We start from the raw sequence: 17,524 nt of genomic DNA on the forward strand, positions 1-17,524 counted from the left end.
ATGCCGAAATTTGCCGCCAATCTCACCATGCTCTTCAACGAGATGCCGTTCCTCGACCGCTTTGCGGCGGCGAAGGCGGCGGGCTTTGCCGGGGTCGAATATCTCTTCCCCTATGATTTCGACAAGGCGCAGCTGCGCGAGCAGCTCGAGGCGCATGGCTTGACGCAGGTGCTGCACAATCTCCCCGCCGGCAACTGGGCGGGGGGCGAGCGCGGCATTGCGATCCTGCCCGACCGCATCGCCGAATTCCGCGACGGCGTGTTCCGCGCGATCGATTATGCCAGGGCGCTCGATTGCGAGCAGCTCAACTGCCTCGTCGGCATCGCCCCTGTCGACGCCGATCCGCACGAGCTTCGGGAGACGCTGGTCGGGAATCTGCGTTTTGCAGCTTCGTCGCTGGCGCGAGAGAACATCAAGCTATTGGTCGAGCCCATCAACACGCTCGACATTCCCGGCTTCTTCCTCAACGGCACCGAGCAGGCGGTGCAGCTGATCTCCGAGGTGAGATCGAACAACCTCTTCATCCAGTACGACATCTACCACATGCAGATCATGGAAGGCGATCTCGCCCGCACCATGCAGGAATATCTGCCTCAGATTGCTCACGTCCAACTTGCCGACAATCCCGGCCGTCACGAGCCCGGCACCGGCGAGATCAACTATCCCTTCCTGTTCCGCCACCTCGACGCGATCGGCTATCGCGGCTGGATCGGCTGCGAATACAAGCCGCGCACCACGACGCTGGAGGGCCTGTCGTGGCATGCGGCACAGACGTTTGAGACCTGAGAATATTGCCACGTCGGCGGTGCGCTCCCTCTCCCGCTAGCGGGAGAGGTGCACCGAGTGCGCGGATGAGTTTTGCTACTCCAACTGTGAGAAATCAGACATGACCAACATCGGCTTCATCGGACTTGGCACCATGGGACGGCCGATGGCCGGCCATCTGCTGGCTGCGGGCCATCGGGTGCTTCTGCGTGACGTTGCTCCGATCGCGCCGGAGCTGATGTCCGCGGGCGGCATCGCCTGCACATCGGCCAGGGAGGTCGCGGAGCAGGCGGACGCGGTCATCATCATGGTGCCGGATACGCCGCATGTGGAGGCCGTGCTGTTCGGCAAGGAGGGTGTCGCTAGCGGCATCTCCAAGGGCAAGATCGTCGTCGACATGAGCTCGATCTCGCCGCTGGCGACGAAGGAGTTTGCAAAAAAGATCGAGGCGCTCGGCGCCGATTATCTCGATGCGCCGGTGTCGGGCGGGGAGGTCGGCGCCAAGGCGGCGAGCCTCACCATCATGGTCGGCGGGCCCGAGCGGGCTTTTGGCACCATGAAGCCAATCTTCGACAAGATGGGCAAGAACGTCACGCATGTCGGCGCCAACGGCGACGGGCAGACGACAAAGGTTGCCAACCAGATCATCGTCGCGCTCACCATCGAAGCGGTGAGCGAGGCCCTGTTGTTCGCATCCAAGGCCGGTGCGAATCCCGCGCTGGTGCGCAAGGCGCTGATGGGCGGCTTCGCGTCCTCGCGAATTCTGGAGGTGCATGGCGAGCGCATGGTGAAGCGCAATTTCGATCCTGGCTTCCGCATCGAGCTGCACCAGAAGGATCTCAATCTCGCGCTCGAAGGTGCGCGTGCACTCGGCCTGTCGCTGCCGAGCACGGCGGTGGCGCAGCAATTGTTCTCGTCCTGCACCGCACATGGCGGCAAGGCCTGGGATCACTCCGCCATGGTGCGGGCGCTGGAACTGATGGCGGGGCATGAGATCGCCAGGGCCTGAACTGTTACGCGGTAACACTGTCCAGTGATGCATCTTTCGTCGCAGGGGAACCGGAACAATGCTCCGGCCCCGCGGGTTGAAGGCGCAGGACAATCACTGGAGACAAAACACCATGAAAACCCGTCTTGCGATTACGTTGGCTGCAGCGTCGCTGCTGGCATCGAGCGCAGCCTTTGCTCAGTCGACGACCGAACAGGGCGCCAGGGACGGCGCGCGTGCAGGTGGCGACATCGGCGGCCCGATCGGTGCAATGGTTGGCGGCACCGTGGGCGCAGCCGTCGGCGCCGGTCTCGAAATTCCGAATGCGGTCCTCGGCGGAATTCCTCGCAGCGACTCCGTCGTGGTCCAGGAGCGCGTCGTGGTCGGCGAGCCGCTGCCTCCGACCGTGGTGCTGCGGCCCGTGCCGAACTACACCGAATATCGCTATGCGGTCGTGAACGATCGCCGGGTGATCGTCGAGCCGCGCACACGCCGCGTGGTCAAGATCATCGACTGATCGACGCAATTCTTTGTGCTGAGCAGGGCCCTGCGGAGCATCACTCCGCGGGGCCTTCGCTTGTCATGGCGGAGCTGGTGCGAAAGCGCGAGAGTAGCCGGTCTGCGGCGGCGGCGAGTGCAAAGCCGAGGCACGCGGTGGCAGCATCGACCAAAAAATCCACCAGCCGCGCGTGACGGCCGGGTGCCCAAAATTGCATCAGCTCGAGAACGCCGATCAGGACGACCGCGGCCGCTGCGCTCAGCAGGCGCCGGCGTGGATAGGCGAGGCCGAAGGCCAATCCCACCATGACGAAGGCAAGCGCATGTTCGCCGTCCTGACCGAGGTCGGAATGGGGGCGAAGGCCGGGAGGACCGAGGGTGGCGAACGTAACGGCAGCGGCGAGCAGCCAGGCAAAGGTACGAATGAACATCCGGGTCGCTTAGCACGAATTTGGTCGGGTTGTCGCGAGGCTCGTATCAGATCGCCGTGTAGTTAATGACAAAAATGTTAAAGCGGATCGCGCACGCCGAGGCCATGCATGAAGCGTTCCCGGATCTGCACGGGGTCGCGCCGGGTGGTGCCCACGCCGGGCTTGTCGTCGATCCTGACCGCGATCAGGCTCGGCTCGGAAGCGGCCATGGCGTCGTCGACCAACCGCTCGAAATCTTCCTCGTCCGCGGCCCAGGCGCTGCTCGCAAGACCAGAGCCAATGGCAATGGCGACGATGTCGGCAACGTTCGCTGCCGGCGTCGGCTGCGCCCCGGTGATTTGGTAGATGCCGTTGTCCATCACGATCATCGTGAGGTTCTTCGGCTTCAAGGCTGCAATCGTCGAGAGCGCACCGAGCTGCATCAGGAGCGAGCCGTCGCCTTCGAGCGCGAAGACGCGGCGGTCGGGCTGCGCCAGCGCCACGCCAAGCGCGATCGGAAAGGCGAGTCCCATGCTGCCCAGCATGTAGAAGTTCTGCGGGCGGTGGCCGGCGGCCCACAGATCGAAATTGGTGTTGCCGATGCCGCCGATCACGGCTTCCTCGTGCTTCAGCTTCGCGATCAGCCGCGAGGTGACGTCGAAGCGGTTCATCACCTTGGTGTTGCCAGTGTTCATCGTCGGCCTCACTTGTCGAAGACCTTGCCGCCCGTCAGCAGCGGGTTAAGGATCAACGCCACCGGCGCCTGCGTGGTGACGGCCTGCTTGATCGAGCGGTCGGCGATGAATTCGAGCTCGTCGAGCCGGGTGATGGTGTGATGCTCCAGCGCCAGCGAATCCAGCACCGGTCGCATGGTGCGGCAGACCAGGGACTGGCCGTAGTTGAATTCGCCGAGCGTGCCGCGCTCAGAGACGAGCATGATCAGCGGAATCTGGTAGGGCACTGCGAGCGAGGCCAGCACGTTTGCGAGCGTCGCAAAGCCGGAGGTCTGCATCAGCACCGCGCCGCGCCGACCGCCCATCCAGGCGCCGGCGACGATGCCGACGGCCTCTTCCTCACGGGCGGTCGCGAAAGTGGTGAAGAAGGGATCGGCGTGCAGGTTCTTGATCAGCGGCGTCAGCACGCGGTCCGGCACGTAAGGGATCAGGTTGATCTCGTTCCGCTTCAAGGTTTGCAGGACGATGCCGTGCCAGCTTCCGTCGCTGCTCCCCTGCGGCTGCTGTTCCGCAATCGCCATCGCGCTCTCCCTGGGGCCGCGCATGCTTCTTGGTTCTGGCCGTCGCGGCGGTCTGCCGAACTTGACGCGGGCAGCGGGATTGTCAACATGTCCGCGCCGTCACCGTGATCTGCGCCAGCAGGCCTGCCGTGGCCGGCACCGCCATGGCATAAGCGGCGACAACCAGAACACGGGAGGGGCATAGGAGGGCGCGCATCGCGCTGACCTTGCGAATCTCCCGCGAACGAGCCGGAAGGGTCCTGATGTCCGTCAACAACAAGCGCGTCGTCTACTCCAATTATTTGGCCAATCCGATCTATATCGATATCCTGAAGGCCCGGCCCGACGTCCGGCTCGATCGCATCGAAAATGGAAGCCCCGAGGATGTTTATGGTCCGCTCCTCGGCGCTGCCCACGTCTACCAGGTCGGCGCCGCCCGCGATGAGCTCGCCCCGCATTTCCATGTCGATGCCGCCTTCCTGAAGCGGACGCCGAATTTGCTGCTGGTCTCCAGCAATGGTGCCGGCTTCGATCCCGTCGACGTCGAGGCCTGCACGGAGGCAGGCGTCGTAGTCGTCAACCAGTCCGGCGGCAACGCCCATTCGGTCGCCGAGCACGCGCTGGCGATGATGCTGACGCTGTCCAAGCGCATCATCCAGTCGGATCGCCGGCTGCGCCGCGAGCGCGACGTGAACCGCAACGATCTCGTCGGCAACGAGGTCGAGGGCAAGACCGTCGGCATCATCGGCCTCGGTAATGTCGGCCGGCGCATCGCCGCCTTGTGCAAGGGCCTGCTCGGCATGACGGTGCTTGCCTACGATCCGTATTTGTCGGCCGAGGTGATGGCCGAGCGGGGCGGGGAGAAGGTCGAGCTCGACGAGCTGTTGCGCCGCGCCGATTTCGTCTCGATCTCATGCCCGCTCAACAAGGGCAGCCGCAACTTGATCAGCACACGCGAATTCGCGCTGATGCAGCCGCATGCCTATTTCATCACCACCGCACGCGGCTTCATCCACGACGAGGACGCGCTGCTGCAGGCGCTGCGCGACAAGCGCATCGCCGGTGCCGGCCTCGACGTCTGGTCCAAGGAGCCGCCGCCGCCGGAGCATCCGCTGCTCCAGTTCGACAACGTGCTGGCGAGCCCGCACACGGCAGGCGTCACCATCGAGGCGCGCCAGAACATGGGCCGGATCGCCGCCGAGCAAGTGCTGGATGTGCTCGACGGCAAGCGCCCGCCGCGCATCATCAATCCCGAAGCCTGGCCGCGCTATGCCGAGCGCTTCAAGCAGGCTTTTGGCGTGACGCCGGGGTAGGGCGCGCGAAGCCCAGTCGCGCGCCGATCCTTGGTTATCAGGATGAAAACGGAGAGCGGTGGATTTTACTGATGGCGTGAATGAACGCGTATGACCTCTCCTGTAGATCAGGGAGCATGAGCATACTTTCGATTGCGACATCCGGACTTTCTGCGGCGAGTTTGCGCGTGAACGTGGCGGCGAGCAATATCGCCAACATCAGGACGACCGGCCCACTACCCGCGTCAGGCGGGTCGAGCGCATCGGCCGGTGCGGGCATTGCTCCAACGTTTCCTGCAGCCTACGTGCCCTTGCGGGTCGATCAGGTCTCCCAGTCGAGCGGTTCGACGCCGGGCGGTACGGTTGCGACCGTATCGACGGTATCGCCGAGCTATACCGCGCAATCCGACCCGAGCGCTCCCTTCGCAAACCAGGACGGCCTGGTGGCAGCGCCGAATGTCGATCTTGCTAGCGAATTCGCTCAGCTGGTGACCGCAAAATACAGCTTCGTTGCCAATGCGAAGGTCATTCAGGCCTACGCCGAGACGCAAGACACGCTCCTCGACATCAAGGCGTGAGGGCTGACGTCGGCCGTGTCTCGCCAGCCTGGGCCACTACCCCAGCTTTGCGCCGAGCTGCTGGAACACGGCCTCGCAGGTCATGAGGTCGAGATGGCCGCCGCCCGCGTTCTTGAAGAACGTGATGTCGGACGGTGACGTTCGCCCCTGCACAAGGCCGCCGACGAGGTCGTAGAGGTCGCCGAGGACGTCTGCCTCGCTGATCGCGCCGCTCGCGATCGGCTGCAGGATGTCGCCGACGCCGTGGAAGGCGGATTCCCGCCGGTCCACGAAGACGCGGGAGCGCTTGGCCGCCTCGTCATCAGCCTCCCGGGTTTGCGGTGTGTAGCCGCCGACGAGGTCCAGATGCGTGCCCGGCCGCAGATTGCGGCCCTTGATCAGCGGCTGATGCGCGCGGGTGCAGGTGGTAATGACATCGGCCTCGCGCGTCGCGGCGTCGAGATCCGTGATTGCTTCCGCCTTGATGCCGGCCTTCGCCAAGCGCTGAGCGAGATCCACGCCCCGGTCCGGGCTGCGATTCCAGATCAGCACGCGCTCCAGTGACGGCCGCACGGTGCGATGACCCCGGATCAGCCATTCGGACATCTCGCCGGCCCCGACGCAGAGCAGCGTCTCGGGATTGGGCGGGGCGAGCAGTTTCGTGGCCAACGCGGAGTCGGCTGCGGTGCGCCAATGCGTGATCTCGGTCCCGTCCATCGCCGCCAGCGGCCGGCCGTTGGTGCCGTCGAACAGCACGCACACGGCCTGCACCGCCGGCATCCTGCCTTCGGCCAGATTGGCCGGAAAGCTGGTGAACATCTTGCTGGCCATGTATCGGCCGGAATCGACGGCGCTGCGGATGACGTATTGCCCCCTCTCGTCTCCAAGGAAGGCGTCCAGCACCTCCATCTTCGGCCGGCGATGCGCTTCTTCGAGGGCCGCGATCAGGATCGGAAAGGTCAGAGCCTTCGTGACTTCGGTATCGGAGACAAAGTGCAAGGCAAGTTCCTCATTGGCGACCGGCATTTGCCCATAAACCCGCGCGGCAGGTTCCGCAACGAATCTTCCGCCGGGACTGGACAAGCCTTGATCCGCGTCAAAATCTCCTTTCCCCGTCCGGCCTAAATGGGACTAGAGTGCCGGCGGGCAGGCAGGGAGGTCCCATGTCAACTTATGTCGTCAGGTTCATGAAGGACGTGCTCGGCGAATACGGCCGGCAATGCGAGGTCTGCCAGGGCACGCTCGAGATCGACGCCGCCGACGAGGACGAGGCCAGGGAACGGGCGAAAGCGAGGTTCTGCAAGGACCAGGCGTTGCATCACTGGTCACTGCATGCCGACCGCATCCATGTCAGACCCGCCGACTTCCCGTCGTAGCGACTAGCGCCCGGGTGCCGTGACGGGCGGGGGCGTCGTCGTCCCCGCGCCGAGCGAGCGTTGCACCATGACGGTGTCGGACCAGCGGCCGTGGCGGTAGGCAACGCCGCTGAGCAGGCCGGCGCGCGCGAAGCCGAACCGCTCGTGCAGCTTCAGCGAGGGCGCGTTATCGGCATCGATATAGCCGATCATCTGGCGGAAGCCGGCCGCCGCGCAGGCGTCGATCAATTCCTGCAGCAACAGCCGTCCGACCCCGCGGCCGAGATGGGCGTGGTGGACGTAGATCGAGTGCTTGGCGGTGTAGCGATAGGCCGGCCTTTTGCGGAACAGCACGGCATAGGCATAGCCGACGACCTCGCCGCGCCAGGTCGCAACCAGATGCGGCAGGCGGGTCTGCTTCAGGTTCTTGCGCCGGTCGCGCAGATCGTCCGGCTCCGGCGCACCGGTTCCTTCGACATCGCGCGGCACGCCGCTGCGGACGTGATGGCGGTAGATCGCCAGCATCGCCTCGATGTCGCTTTCGCGTGATGGCCGAACCAGGACGGGTTCATCGCTCGCGCGCGCAGCTGCTTCGTTCATCGGCACCTACTCGGTCACGACATAAGTGTAGAGCCCGATGCGCCCATTCGCATCGACCTCCTTGTAGACGCCCTGGATCTCGACGTCGAAGCCCGGAAATGTGTTGAAGCAGGTCTCGAACATCTTGAGATAATCGATCATGGGCTTGGCTCGTTCCGTCAGCCGCTCGCCGGGCACGATGGTGGCGATGCCGGGCGGGTAGACCACGAACGGCGTGGTCGCGATTCGGCCCGCGATCGCCTCGATCGGGAGGTAGTCGACGTCGTTCTTGAACAGATAGCGCGCGGCATCGCGGGGCGACATCGCGATCTCGGGCATATGCTCGGGCATGAACTGCCGCGCCTGGAGCGCGCTGACATCGGCGGTGCGGAAGAAACGGTGCATCTCGCCGCAGAGGTCACGCAGCCGTGCACCGGCGTAGCGCGCCTGCCGCCTCTGATAGAATTCGGGGATGACGTCGGCGAGCAGCGCATTGTCGTCGTGCAGTCGCTTGAACGCGACGAGGCCGGAGATCAGCGTGCCCGCCTTGCTCGCCTCGACGCCGGGCGTGAGCAGGAAGAGCAGGGAATTGAGGTCGTTCTTCTCGGGGACGATGCGGTTCTCGCGCAGATATTGCGCGACGACCGGCGCGGGAATGCCGTGCTCGGCATAAGCTCCCGTCGCACGATCGAACCCGGGCGTGAGCAGCGTCAGCTTGTTCGGATCGGTCATGGCAAAGCCTTCCGCGAGATCGGGAAAGCCGTGCCAGTTGGTATCCGGGGAGAGCTGCCACAGCGCGGGGTTGGTGGCGAGCTCGTCGGTCGAGAGAGTCTCCCAGGCGACGTTATGCGCCGCGCCGGGACGGCTGACATCGGCAATGGCGACGCGATCGGGAACGAAGGGCTCGAAGAACCAGCGGCGATCCGGGTTCTGCTCCTTCTCCTCGAACTCCTGGCGCATCGCGCGGATCTTCTTGCGCAGCTCGATGCCGAGCCGGATCGTGTCGTCCCACAGCACTTCGCCGGAGCGGCCCTTCATCATCTGTGCGCCGACGTCGAGCGAGGCGAACAGCGGGTAGAACGGCGAGGTCGAGGCGTGCTGCATGAAGCTCTCGTTGAAGCGGCGGTGCTCGACGCGACGCTTCTGGCCGCGGATATGGCGGTCCTTGATGTGGATCTGCGAGGCCTGCGAGAAGCTTGCCAGCTGCTTGTGGGTCGACTGCGTCGCGATGATGCCGGGGGCGTCGGGCGAGAGATTTACCAGCCCCATGGCGAAGCGGCCGGCATAAAGGGGGTGGAATTTCATGAAGCCGGCCCAAGCCTCGTCGAACAGGATGTAGTCGCAGAGATGGCCGATACGCTTGATGATCATCTCGGCGCTGTGGATCGAGCCGTCATATGTGCACTGCTCGACCACGGCGACACGGAACGGCCGCTCCTTGCGCCAAGCGTCGCGATCGTTCACCAGGGGATGGTTGCGGATCGCCTCGCGCAAGCTCTTCTCTTCGAGCCGGTCCCAGCGCATCGGGCCGATCAGTCCCCAGGCGTTGCGAACGGTCGGCACATAGACCGGGATGCCGCCATTGATCATCAGCGCGCCGTGATGGGCGGCCTTGTGGTTGTTGCGGTCGAACAGCACGAGATCGCCGTCGGTGACGAGGGCGCCCAGCGCGACCTTGTTCGAGGTCGAGGTGCCGTTGAGCACGAAATAGGTCTTTTCCGCACCGAAGATCGCCGCCGCTTCCTTCTGCGCCCTCAGCGCCGGGCCCTCATGGGTGAGGAGGTCGCCGAGGTCGAGCACGGAATTGTCAAGGTCGTCGCGGAACACGGATTCGCCGAGATGCTCGACGAACACGCGCCCGATCGGGCTGCGGTTGTAGAACACGCCGCCATTGTGGCCCGGGCAGGTCCAGAGCTGGTTGCCTTCCTCGGCATAGTCGACCAGCGCGCCGAAGAACGGCGTCTTCAGCGTCTCGGCATATTGCTTCAGACGGCTGATCAGGTTCTTGGCGATGAAGGTTGGCGTCTCCTCGGACAGGAAGACATAGCCGTCGATGAAATCGAGCACCTCGACCGGCAAATCCTCGAACCGCTTGCGACGGATCAGCAGGATGATCGGGAAATCGAGGCCTCGGCGGCGCATCAGATTGATCAGCGCCGAGGTCTTGCCTTCCAGGCCCTTCTTGCCCCAGTCAACCACCATGCAGCCGATCGCAGCATCGGTCTGCACCGCCATCTCGGCATCCTCCAGCTTGCGGGCCCGGACCACCTCGAAGCCGGAGCGCTGGATCTCCTCGATGATCTGGTTGAAGCGGACGCCTTCGAGATCGTCGGCATCGAACACAGGGGCGGCGAACAGGAAGTTGAAGCGCTTGAAATAGTCCATGGCAGGTCCCGAATGTGCAGGAAGATACAGCTCTCTGCACATTCGATGACATCTGGATGACATGCCCGAGTGCTGCGGCAAGGTTAGCCTGACGCTTCACTCCAGCAGCTTGTCCAGTGTGATCGGGAAGCGCCGGATGCGCTTGCCGGTGGCATGATAGACGGCGTTCGCAATTGCGGCCGGGACGCCGACGATGCCGATCTCGCCGAGCCCCTTGATTCCCAACCGGTTGATGCGGTCGTCGGGCTCGTCGACGAAAATGACGTCAATGTCGTGGACGTCGGCGTTCACGGGAATGTGGTATTCGGCAATGTTCGCGTTCATGATGCGGCCGAAGCGGTGATCCATCACCGTTTCCTCGTGCAGCGCCATTCCAATACCCCAGACCACCCCGCCCATGATCTGGCTGCGGCCGGTCTTGGTGTTCAGGATGCGCCCGGCCGCGACCCCATTCACGATCCGGGTGACGCGGATAATTCCCAGCTCCTCGTCGATCTTCACCTCCGCGAAGACCGCCGAATGTGTGTTGCGGGCATGCGATTTATCCTCCGCGAATTGGTTGAGCTTCTCCTTTTCGATCCGCTCGAGCTTGCTGTGGCGCATGACATCCGCAATCGAAACAGCGGCCCCGCGACCGTCGCTGCTGGCGATCATGCCGTCAGTCAGGGTGACGTCGGCGGCGTCGAGGTCAGCGAGCGGTGAGCCCGGCATGGCCTCGGCAAGACGTGCGAGTTCCCAGCGAATTTCTTCGGCCGCTCCTAAGACCGCATGCGCGCTTGATGCCGCCATCCAGGAGCCGCCCTCGACGGGGGCTTGCGGCAAGGTCGAATCGGCGAGCCGGACGCTGATATTCTCGATCGGCAGCCCGAGGGCATCGGCCGCGACCTGCGCCACGATGGTGTAGGTGCCGGTGCCGATATCGGACGCGGCGCAGGAGACCTCGGCATGGCCGTTGGCCGTCAGCACGATGCGGACGGCGACCGGCATCTGCAGCGCTTCCCACACCCCGGTCGCCATGCCCCAGCCGACGAGCTCCTTGCCGTCTCGCATGGAACGCGGCGCCGGATTACGCCGGCTCCAGCCGAACGCTTCGACGCCGCGGGCGTAGCATTCGCGCAGCTGCTTGCTGGTGTAAGGCAGGCCTTGGCTCTGGTCGCGATCCGAGTAGCACCTCAGGCGCAGCTCGACCGGATCGAGCTTCAGCGCGACGGCCAATTCGTCCATGGCGCATTCGAGCGCGCAGACGCCCGTTGCCGCACCCGGCGCGCGCATGTCGCAGGGCGTCGAAACGTCGAGTTCGACCAGCTTATGCGAAAAGTTGCTGTGGGGACTCTTGTAAAGCTGCTCGGCCCAGCCCGTATCGTTGCGCGAAAAACCCTCATAACGTGAGGTCACGGCAACGGCTTCGTGGGTGATCGCATCGAGCGTGCCGTCCGGCTTTGCACCGAGCGCAACGCGCTCGATGGTCATGGGACGATAGCCGAGGCCATACATCTGTTGCCGCGTCAGCACGACGCGGACGGACTGCTTCAGTGCGAGCGCGGCAAGGGTTGCCAGCACCACCTGGTGCTGCGGCCGCAGGCCCGAGCCGAAGGCGCCGCCGACATAGGGCGAGATCACGCGGATGTCGTCCGGTTTCTTGCCGAAAACACTGCAGAGAAACTTCTGGACGTTCTGGACGCCCTGCGTCTTGTCGTAGACCGTGAGCCCGCCACTGCCGTTCCAGACGGCTGTCGTCGCGAAGAGCTCCATGGGGTTGTGGTGCTCGGTCGGAATGACGTAATCCGCCTCGTGGCGCACGGCCGCGCGCGTCAGGGCTGCTGCGGCATCACCACGCGGCTTGTGCGGTTGATCCACCTTCTCGGCCTTGCCGCGTTCGGATTCAAGATCGGTCGAAAACGCCTCCTGCTCATATTCGACGCGAACGCGGGTTGCGGCGAACTTGGCGATCTCCCGGTCCTCCGCGACGACCAGTGCGATCGGCTGGCCGTTGAACTTGACCCTCTCATCATAGAGCGGCCGGAACGGCGAGCCCTTTTCCGGCGCCACCTCATCCTTCCAGGCTTCGTCCTTGTCGGCGAGGGGCGGCCGATGTTCATGCGTGAGCACGTCGACCACGCCCTTCACCTTCAGCGCCTCGCTGGTGTCGAGACGAGCGATGCGTCCACGCGCGATGCTGGCCTCGACGACGAAGCCGTGAAGAAGACCGTCTGCCGCGAACTCGCCGGCATATTTGGCGGCCCCGGTGACCTTGGCGCGGCCGTCGACGCGCGACGTTGATGTTCCGACATAGGCGTTCATCGGGCCCTCATGCGATCTTCTTGTGAGCTTGTGATTGCGGCGTGGCGCTTGCGGCCTGCATCAGCGCACGCACGACGGCTCGGCGCGCCAGGTCGATTTTGAACCCGTTGTGGGAGCGTGCCGTCGCTCCCTGCAGCAGCAGGTCGGCGGCGCGCCCGAAATGATCCGGTGTTGCCGCCTGACCGCGCAATGCGGCTTCGGCCTCGAGGCTTCGCCAGGGCTTGTGGGCCACGCCACCGAGCGCAAGGCGCGCTTCGCCGATCGCGTTGCCCTCCAGTTCGAGCGCGGCCGCGACCGAGACCAGAGCAAAGGCGTAGGACAGCCGGTCGCGGATCTTCAGATAGCTGTAAGTCCGGGCAAAGCCGTTCGGCGGCAGCTCGATGGCGATAATGATCTCGCCGCTGCCGAGATTGGTATCGAGATGAGGCTTGTCGTCAGGAAGCCGATGGAAATCCGTCAGCGCGATGGTGCGCTGCCCCAAGGGGCGTGCGATATGTACGAGCGCGCCGAGCGCGGCCAGCGCCACGCTCATGTCGGATGGATTGGTCGCGATGCAGGAGTTGCTGGTGCCGAGGATGGCATGGTTGCGGTTGAGGCCATCGACGGCCGAGCAGCCCGTGCCGGGGCTTCGCTTGTTGCAGGGTGTCGTGGTGTCATAGAAGTAGGGGCAGCGCGTACGTTGCATCAGATTGCCGCCGACCGAGGCCATGTTGCGCAGTTGCGCGGAGGCGCCGGCCAGTATGGCGCTGGCAAGGAGGGGATAGCGCTGCTCGATCAACGGATGGTAGGCGAGGTCCGAATTCGGCACCAAGGCGCCGATGCGCAGACCGCCGTCCGCTGTCTCCTCGACGTCGCGGAGCGGCAGGCGAGAGATGTCGATCAGCCGGGAGGGCCGTTCGACGTTCTCCTTCATCAGATCGATCAGGTTGGTGCCGCCGGCGATCAACTTCGCACCGGGATCGGCGGCGAGCAGGCGGATGGCGTCGGCAACATCGCTTGCGCGGGAATATTGGAAGTTGTTCATGACCGGCTCATTGCCTGCTCGATCGCAGCCACGATGTTGGGGTAGGCACCGCAGCGACAGAGGTTTCCGCTCATCAGCTCCCGGATCTCATCCGCATCGCGCGCACGGCCTTCGGCCAACAGGCCCGCGGCAGAGCAAATCTGCCCCGGCGTGCAATAACCGCACTGAAAGGCATCGTGGTCGATGAAGGCCTGTTGCAGAGGATGCAGCGCGCCGTCCCTGGCCAAGCCTTCGATGGTCGTGATCTCGGCGCCATCCTTCATGACGGCCAGGGTCAGGCAGGAATTGACCCGTCTTCCGTCGATCAGCACGGTACAGGCACCGCATTGGCCGTGATCGCAGCCTTTTTTGGTGCCGGTCAGTTGCAGACGGTCACGTAGCGCATCCAGAAGCGTGGTCCATGGCATGACCTCGAGCGCGCGGCTTTCGCCATTGACGACGAGGTTGATCGGAATGCGTTCGGGGATCGTAAGGTCGGCCATGGTGTATTTCCCTGCGGAAAGGCCGAGCCGGGCAAATTGTGCAAATGACGCGAGACTGCGTTGCCGCCGCTGGCCGATAGCGCCCAACGGATGACGAGTTGCTTGGTTCCCAATCGGTTCTCCCGATCGGATCGACGAGATCAGCGCTTGGTCTCGCCGAACACCACGGTCGGCACCGCGCGGTTGACGATCTCGCGCAGCGCGAAGCTCGATTGCACCCGCGCGACGCGGGGCAGGCGGGACAGCTCGGTGCGATGGATGCGCTCGAAATCCTGGATGTCGCGGGCGAGCACGATCAGGATGTAGTCGTCCGTCCCCGACATCAGGAAGCAGCGCACGACAGAGGGGCATTTCGTCACCTCTGCCTCGAACGCCTTCAGCGCCTCGTCGCTCTGGCTCTCCAGCGCGATGCGGACCAGCACCGTGGTGGTGAGGCCGAACTGGGCCAGGTCGAGCGCGGCCTGGTAGGCCTGGATGTAGCCGTCATCCTCCAGCGCCTTCTGCCGCCGCGCCAGCGCCGTGCTCGACAAGCCGATCTTGTTGGCAAGCTCGGTGTGGCTGGCTCGCGCATTGGTCGTGAGTTCCGCGAGGATGGCGAGGTCTTTCCGGTCGAGGGCCAAGGTTTCGTTTCCAGCGTCAAAGGACCATTTCGCGCCGGAAACCGGCGCGGGCGCTGCCAAGGTAGCGGATATTTGCACGAAACCAAACCGACCCTCTCGCTACGATCAACAATGGAATCAAAGCATTGGCGAGGGAGATCAAGATGCGCGTCGGAGTTCCGAAGGAGATCAAGGTGCAGGAATATCGCGTCGGGCTCACCCCAGGTGCGGTCCGCGAATACGTTGCCGCCGGGCACCAGGTGACGGTCGAGAGCGGCGCGGGCAGCGGCATCGGTGCGTCCGACGAGGTGTACCGGCGGGCAGGGGCGTCCATTGCCGAGACCGCTCGCGAGATCTTTGCAAAGTCCGACATGATCGTGAAGGTGAAGGAGCCGCAGAAGAGCGAATGGGCTCAGCTTCGCGAAGGCCAGATCCTTTTTACTTACCTTCATCTTGCGCCGGATCCCGACCAGGCCAAGGGCCTGCTTGCTTCCGGCTGCACCGCAATCGCCTATGAAACCGTCACGGACGCGAGCGGTCACCTCCCGCTGCTCGCCCCGATGAGCGAAGTCGCCGGCCGCCTCGCCATCGAGGCCGCCGGCGCCGCGCTCAGGCGTTCCAGCGGCGGCCGCGGCCTGCTGCTCGGCGGCGTGCCCGGCGTGCAGCCGGCACGCGTCGTCGTGCTCGGCGGCGGCGTGGTCGGAACGCAGGCGGCACGCATGGCCGCCGGCTTAGGTGCCGAAGTCACCGTGATCGACCGCTCGATCCCGCGCCTGCGCGAACTAGACGATCTGTTTGTTGGACGCGTACGCACCCGTTTCTCCACCATCGAGGCGGTCGAGGACGAGGTGTTCGCCGCCGACGTCGTGATCGGTGCAGTGCTGGTGCCTGGCGCCAGCGCGCCGAAGCTCGTCACCCGTGCGATGCTGAAATCGATGCGGCCGGGAGCCGTGCTGGTCGACGTCGCGATCGACCAGGGCGGCTGCTTCGAGACCTCGCACCCGACCACGCACGCGGAGCCGACCTACGAGGTCGACGGCGTCGTTCACTATTGCGTCGCCAACATGCCGGGAGCCGTGCCGGTGACCTCGAGCCAAGCCCTGAACAACGCCACGCTGCCGTTCGGCCTGATGCTCGCCAACAAGGGATTTGCGGCCATCTTGGAGAATCCGCATCTGCGCAACGGGCTCAACGTGCATCGCGGCCGGGTGACGAACAAGGCGGTGGCGGAGAGTCTGGGGCTGGAGTTTGCGCCAGTAGAGAGCGGACTGGCGGCGTAGCGAGATGGGCCATCGTCGGTGCGGCGCCATCAACCGACCGGAAGATGGCGCTGCCGCCGTGCTCCCGAGCCCTCGGGGAATCCGACGCGGTGAAGGCGTTGTGACCGGAGCGGCGGTGTCCAAATAGGCGGAAAGAAGAAAACTATTGCCGCGGTCCTGTCAGGAGGAAGGAGTTTCCCCTTCCGAGCGCAAAAACGCCAATCGCTTCCATTGCTGTTTGCAGCCGAAACGACGACATTTCCGCCAGAAATTGGTGGATCGGCAGCCATGGAACGCACTGGATTTGAGCCCTTCGGCGAGCAACTGGTGTCCGCAACGGACACACAGCCGAAGTCGCGCGCCTCGAAGCTCCTGCTGCGGGCCGGCACCACCCTGTTCTGGTCGCTGGTCGCGGGCATCGTGCTGGCCCGTGCAGCCTTCTTCGAGCCCGGCATCTATGACGGTTTCAGCCGCGTCGCCTCGCTGGCCAAGAACCTGATCTTCTGAGGCCGTTTATTCCGGTCCGAGGACAGAACTTCTCTCGGCCCTGATATGTCGAAAACATATTTCCCAATCGGGTCGTGGTGCGTATAAATCTTTCTCCTTCGGGAGAGATTTGTGTCGCAGAATCAAGCATCCAGCCCGGCCGATTCCAAGCCGGTCACCGCCGCGGGCCGTATTGCGGCGCTGATTCCGGGCATCCTCCTCTGCGTTCTCGTGGCCGGTGTGTCGGCCCTGCTCGAGCGGGCCGAACTGGGCATGTTCGAGCACCCCTATGTCGAGGCGCTGGTCATGGCGATTCTGCTCGGCATGGCGGTGCGCAGCTTCTGGAAGCCGGCCCCGCGGTGGCAGGCCGGCATCGCCTTCAGCGCCAAGCAACTGCTGGAAGTCGCGGTGATGCTGCTCGGGGCCTCCATCAGCTTTGCCGCGATCGCGGCTTCCGGCATTGCGCTGCTCGCCTCCATCGCCGCGGTCGTCGTGGTCGCGCTCTGCGTCTCCTTCGGCCTCAGCCGGCTACTCGGCCTGTCGACGCGCCTGTCGATCCTGATCGCCTGCGGCAACTCGATCTGCGGCAATTCCGCCATCGCCGCAGTGGCGCCCATCATCGGCGCCAGCAACGACGAGATTGCATCCTCGATCTCCTTTACGGCGATCCTTGGCGTGATGATGGTGCTGGGCCTGCCGCTGCTGATCCCGCTGCTGCAATTGTCCGCAACGCAGTACGGCATTCTCGCCGGGCTCACCGTTTACGCAGTGCCGCAGGTGCTCGCCGCGACGGTGCCGGCAGGTCTCGTCTCAACCCAGATCGGCACGCTGGTGAAGCTGATGCGTGTCCTGATGCTCGGCCCGGTCGTCGTCGGCCTGTCGCTGGTCGCTTCGCGCTGGCAGAGCGATGCCAAGAAAACCAGCGTCGGCTTCTTCCGCCTGGTCCCCTGGTTCATCCTCGGCTTCCTTGCGCTTGCGACCCTGCGCTCGCTGGAGATCGTGCCGGCGACGGTGGTTGGCCCCGTGACGACGATCACGAGCTTTCTCACGGTGGTCTCGATGGCCGCCCTCGGCCTTGGCGTCGACGTGCGCGTGCTCGCCAATGTCGGCGGCCGGGTGACGGCGGCCGTGACGCTGTCGCTGCTGCTGCTGCTGGGGATCAGCATCGCGCTGGTGCACTGGTTCAAGTGATCAGGGCAAAGCTGCAGTAGGGTGGGCAAAGGGGCGCAAGCGCCGTGCCGACCGTTCTTAAGAGACGGAGAACCGTGGGCACGCTTTCGCTTTGCCCACCCTACGAGACCGTCATTGCT

19 protein-coding genes are annotated in these 17,524 nt (G+C 64.5%); 9 read left to right on the top strand and 10 right to left on the bottom strand.

All coding sequences use genetic code 11. From position 1 onward, the window contains the following. From hyi to I6F37_RS31735, 3 genes are all read left to right on the top strand, one after another. Positions 1-786 carry a hydroxypyruvate isomerase gene (gene hyi, locus I6F37_RS31725; protein WP_036005630.1) on the top strand — a complete coding sequence of 262 codons (786 nt, stop codon included), beginning with the start codon at positions 1-3 and terminating at the stop codon, positions 784-786. A gap of 100 nt (positions 787-886) precedes the next feature. Then, complete coding sequence (locus I6F37_RS31730) at positions 887-1,774, top strand: 2-hydroxy-3-oxopropionate reductase (protein WP_036005625.1); 888 nt, start codon at positions 887-889, stop codon at positions 1,772-1,774. 112 nt (positions 1,775-1,886) lie between these two features. Continuing rightward, complete coding sequence (locus I6F37_RS31735) at positions 1,887-2,270, top strand: DUF1236 domain-containing protein (RefSeq protein ID WP_036005622.1); 384 nt, start codon at positions 1,887-1,889, stop codon at positions 2,268-2,270. A 40-nt stretch (positions 2,271-2,310) separates the two neighbouring features. Here I6F37_RS31735 and I6F37_RS31740 read toward each other — a convergent pair whose 3' ends face one another. The 3 genes from I6F37_RS31740 to I6F37_RS31750 all read right to left on the bottom strand — a co-directional run bounded on the left by I6F37_RS31740 (position 2,311) and on the right by I6F37_RS31750 (position 3,916). Then, positions 2,311-2,682, bottom strand: coding sequence for an antibiotic resistance protein VanZ (locus I6F37_RS31740; protein ID WP_036005619.1), 372 nt, complete (start codon positions 2,680-2,682; stop codon positions 2,311-2,313). Between the two features lie 77 nt (positions 2,683-2,759). Then, a complete protein-coding gene (locus I6F37_RS31745; RefSeq protein WP_225111779.1) occupies positions 2,760-3,356 on the bottom strand; it encodes a thiamine pyrophosphate-dependent enzyme in 597 nt (198 codons plus the stop codon). 8 nt (positions 3,357-3,364) lie between these two features. Then, positions 3,365-3,916: a thiamine pyrophosphate-binding protein gene (locus I6F37_RS31750; RefSeq protein WP_036005614.1), complete on the bottom strand. Its 552-nt coding sequence runs from the start codon at positions 3,914-3,916 to the stop codon at positions 3,365-3,367. 242 nt (positions 3,917-4,158) lie between these two features. On the opposite strand from I6F37_RS31750, the gene I6F37_RS31755 reads away from it, so the two are divergent. Both I6F37_RS31755 and I6F37_RS31760 read left to right on the top strand, forming a co-directional pair. Beyond that, complete coding sequence (locus tag I6F37_RS31755) at positions 4,159-5,208, top strand: hydroxyacid dehydrogenase (protein WP_036035094.1); 1,050 nt, start codon at positions 4,159-4,161, stop codon at positions 5,206-5,208. Between the two features lie 116 nt (positions 5,209-5,324). Beyond that, positions 5,325-5,765 carry a flagellar basal body rod protein FlgC gene (locus tag I6F37_RS31760; protein ID WP_109144333.1) on the top strand — a complete coding sequence of 147 codons (441 nt, stop codon included), beginning with the start codon at positions 5,325-5,327 and terminating at the stop codon, positions 5,763-5,765. Between the two features lie 36 nt (positions 5,766-5,801). On the opposite strand, the gene I6F37_RS31765 is transcribed toward I6F37_RS31760, so the two are convergent. Beyond that, the gene (locus I6F37_RS31765) at positions 5,802-6,743 is read right to left on the bottom strand and encodes an ornithine cyclodeaminase family protein (protein WP_057030105.1); all 942 of its coding nucleotides are present in this window, start codon (positions 6,741-6,743) and stop codon (positions 5,802-5,804) included. A 164-nt stretch (positions 6,744-6,907) separates the two neighbouring features. Between I6F37_RS31765 and I6F37_RS31770 the strand changes: the two genes are divergently transcribed. After that, positions 6,908-7,120: a hypothetical protein gene (locus I6F37_RS31770; RefSeq protein WP_036005605.1), complete on the top strand. Its 213-nt coding sequence runs from the start codon at positions 6,908-6,910 to the stop codon at positions 7,118-7,120. A gap of 3 nt (positions 7,121-7,123) precedes the next feature. Here I6F37_RS31770 and I6F37_RS31775 read toward each other — a convergent pair whose 3' ends face one another. The 6 genes from I6F37_RS31775 to I6F37_RS31800 form a co-directional block, all read right to left on the bottom strand. After that, positions 7,124-7,699, bottom strand: coding sequence for a GNAT family N-acetyltransferase (locus I6F37_RS31775; protein ID WP_225143995.1), 576 nt, complete (start codon positions 7,697-7,699; stop codon positions 7,124-7,126). A 6-nt stretch (positions 7,700-7,705) separates the two neighbouring features. Further along, a complete protein-coding gene (locus I6F37_RS31780; RefSeq protein ID WP_036023350.1) occupies positions 7,706-10,063 on the bottom strand; it encodes an Orn/Lys/Arg decarboxylase N-terminal domain-containing protein in 2,358 nt (785 codons plus the stop codon). 96 nt (positions 10,064-10,159) lie between these two features. Further along, complete coding sequence (locus I6F37_RS31785; RefSeq protein ID WP_225153700.1) at positions 10,160-12,364, bottom strand: xanthine dehydrogenase family protein molybdopterin-binding subunit; 2,205 nt, start codon at positions 12,362-12,364, stop codon at positions 10,160-10,162. Between the two features lie 7 nt (positions 12,365-12,371). Then, positions 12,372-13,388 (bottom strand): xanthine dehydrogenase family protein subunit M, encoded by a 1,017-nt coding sequence (locus I6F37_RS31790; RefSeq protein ID WP_225153702.1) that lies wholly within the window; start codon positions 13,386-13,388, stop codon positions 12,372-12,374. Next, complete coding sequence (locus tag I6F37_RS31795; RefSeq protein WP_109144328.1) at positions 13,385-13,870, bottom strand: (2Fe-2S)-binding protein; 486 nt, start codon at positions 13,868-13,870, stop codon at positions 13,385-13,387. Before I6F37_RS31795 ends, I6F37_RS31790 begins: the two co-directional genes overlap by 4 nt. Positions 13,871-14,010: 140 nt before the next feature. After that, complete coding sequence (locus I6F37_RS31800) at positions 14,011-14,490, bottom strand: Lrp/AsnC family transcriptional regulator (protein WP_025035213.1); 480 nt, start codon at positions 14,488-14,490, stop codon at positions 14,011-14,013. Between the two features lie 143 nt (positions 14,491-14,633). Between I6F37_RS31800 and ald the strand changes: the two genes are divergently transcribed. The 3 genes from ald (at position 14,634) to I6F37_RS31815 (ending at position 17,405) form a co-directional block, all read left to right on the top strand. Further along, on the top strand, positions 14,634-15,749 hold the full coding sequence (ald, locus tag I6F37_RS31805; RefSeq protein WP_225153703.1) for an alanine dehydrogenase: 1,116 nt from the start codon (positions 14,634-14,636) through the stop codon (positions 15,747-15,749). Positions 15,750-16,016: 267 nt separating this feature from the next. After that, positions 16,017-16,235, top strand: coding sequence for a hypothetical protein (locus I6F37_RS31810; RefSeq protein WP_027546306.1), 219 nt, complete (start codon positions 16,017-16,019; stop codon positions 16,233-16,235). A 111-nt stretch (positions 16,236-16,346) separates the two neighbouring features. Continuing rightward, a complete protein-coding gene (locus tag I6F37_RS31815) occupies positions 16,347-17,405 on the top strand; it encodes a YeiH family protein (RefSeq protein WP_036005585.1) in 1,059 nt (352 codons plus the stop codon). Positions 17,406-17,524: the final 119 nt, after the last annotated feature.

The organism is Bradyrhizobium sp. NBAIM08 (assembly GCF_020193935.1).
Taxonomy (GTDB): Bacteria; Pseudomonadota; Alphaproteobacteria; order Rhizobiales; family Xanthobacteraceae; genus Bradyrhizobium; species Bradyrhizobium yuanmingense.

Excerpts from the sequence above, each read along its gene's own strand:
- hyi (WP_036005630.1), top strand. The coding sequence starts at position 1 with ATGCCGAAATTTGCCGCCAATCTCACCATGCTCTTCAACGAGATGCCG.
- I6F37_RS31730 (WP_036005625.1), top strand. The coding sequence starts at position 887 with ATGACCAACATCGGCTTCATCGGACTTGGCACCATGGGACGGCCGATG.
- I6F37_RS31735 (WP_036005622.1), top strand. The coding sequence starts at position 1,887 with ATGAAAACCCGTCTTGCGATTACGTTGGCTGCAGCGTCGCTGCTGGCA.
- I6F37_RS31740 (WP_036005619.1), bottom strand. The coding sequence starts at position 2,682 with ATGTTCATTCGTACCTTTGCCTGGCTGCTCGCCGCTGCCGTTACGTTC.
- I6F37_RS31745 (WP_225111779.1), bottom strand. The coding sequence starts at position 3,356 with ATGAACACTGGCAACACCAAGGTGATGAACCGCTTCGACGTCACCTCG.
- I6F37_RS31750 (WP_036005614.1), bottom strand. The coding sequence starts at position 3,916 with ATGGCGATTGCGGAACAGCAGCCGCAGGGGAGCAGCGACGGAAGCTGG.
- I6F37_RS31755 (WP_036035094.1), top strand. The coding sequence starts at position 4,159 with ATGTCCGTCAACAACAAGCGCGTCGTCTACTCCAATTATTTGGCCAAT.
- I6F37_RS31760 (WP_109144333.1), top strand. The coding sequence starts at position 5,325 with ATGAGCATACTTTCGATTGCGACATCCGGACTTTCTGCGGCGAGTTTG.
- I6F37_RS31770 (WP_036005605.1), top strand. The coding sequence starts at position 6,908 with ATGTCAACTTATGTCGTCAGGTTCATGAAGGACGTGCTCGGCGAATAC.
- I6F37_RS31775 (WP_225143995.1), bottom strand. The coding sequence starts at position 7,699 with ATGAACGAAGCAGCTGCGCGCGCGAGCGATGAACCCGTCCTGGTTCGG.
- I6F37_RS31780 (WP_036023350.1), bottom strand. The coding sequence starts at position 10,063 with ATGGACTATTTCAAGCGCTTCAACTTCCTGTTCGCCGCCCCTGTGTTC.
- I6F37_RS31785 (WP_225153700.1), bottom strand. The coding sequence starts at position 12,364 with ATGAACGCCTATGTCGGAACATCAACGTCGCGCGTCGACGGCCGCGCC.
- I6F37_RS31790 (WP_225153702.1), bottom strand. The coding sequence starts at position 13,388 with ATGAACAACTTCCAATATTCCCGCGCAAGCGATGTTGCCGACGCCATC.
- I6F37_RS31795 (WP_109144328.1), bottom strand. The coding sequence starts at position 13,870 with ATGGCCGACCTTACGATCCCCGAACGCATTCCGATCAACCTCGTCGTC.
- ald (WP_225153703.1), top strand. The coding sequence starts at position 14,634 with ATGCGCGTCGGAGTTCCGAAGGAGATCAAGGTGCAGGAATATCGCGTC.
- I6F37_RS31810 (WP_027546306.1), top strand. The coding sequence starts at position 16,017 with ATGGAACGCACTGGATTTGAGCCCTTCGGCGAGCAACTGGTGTCCGCA.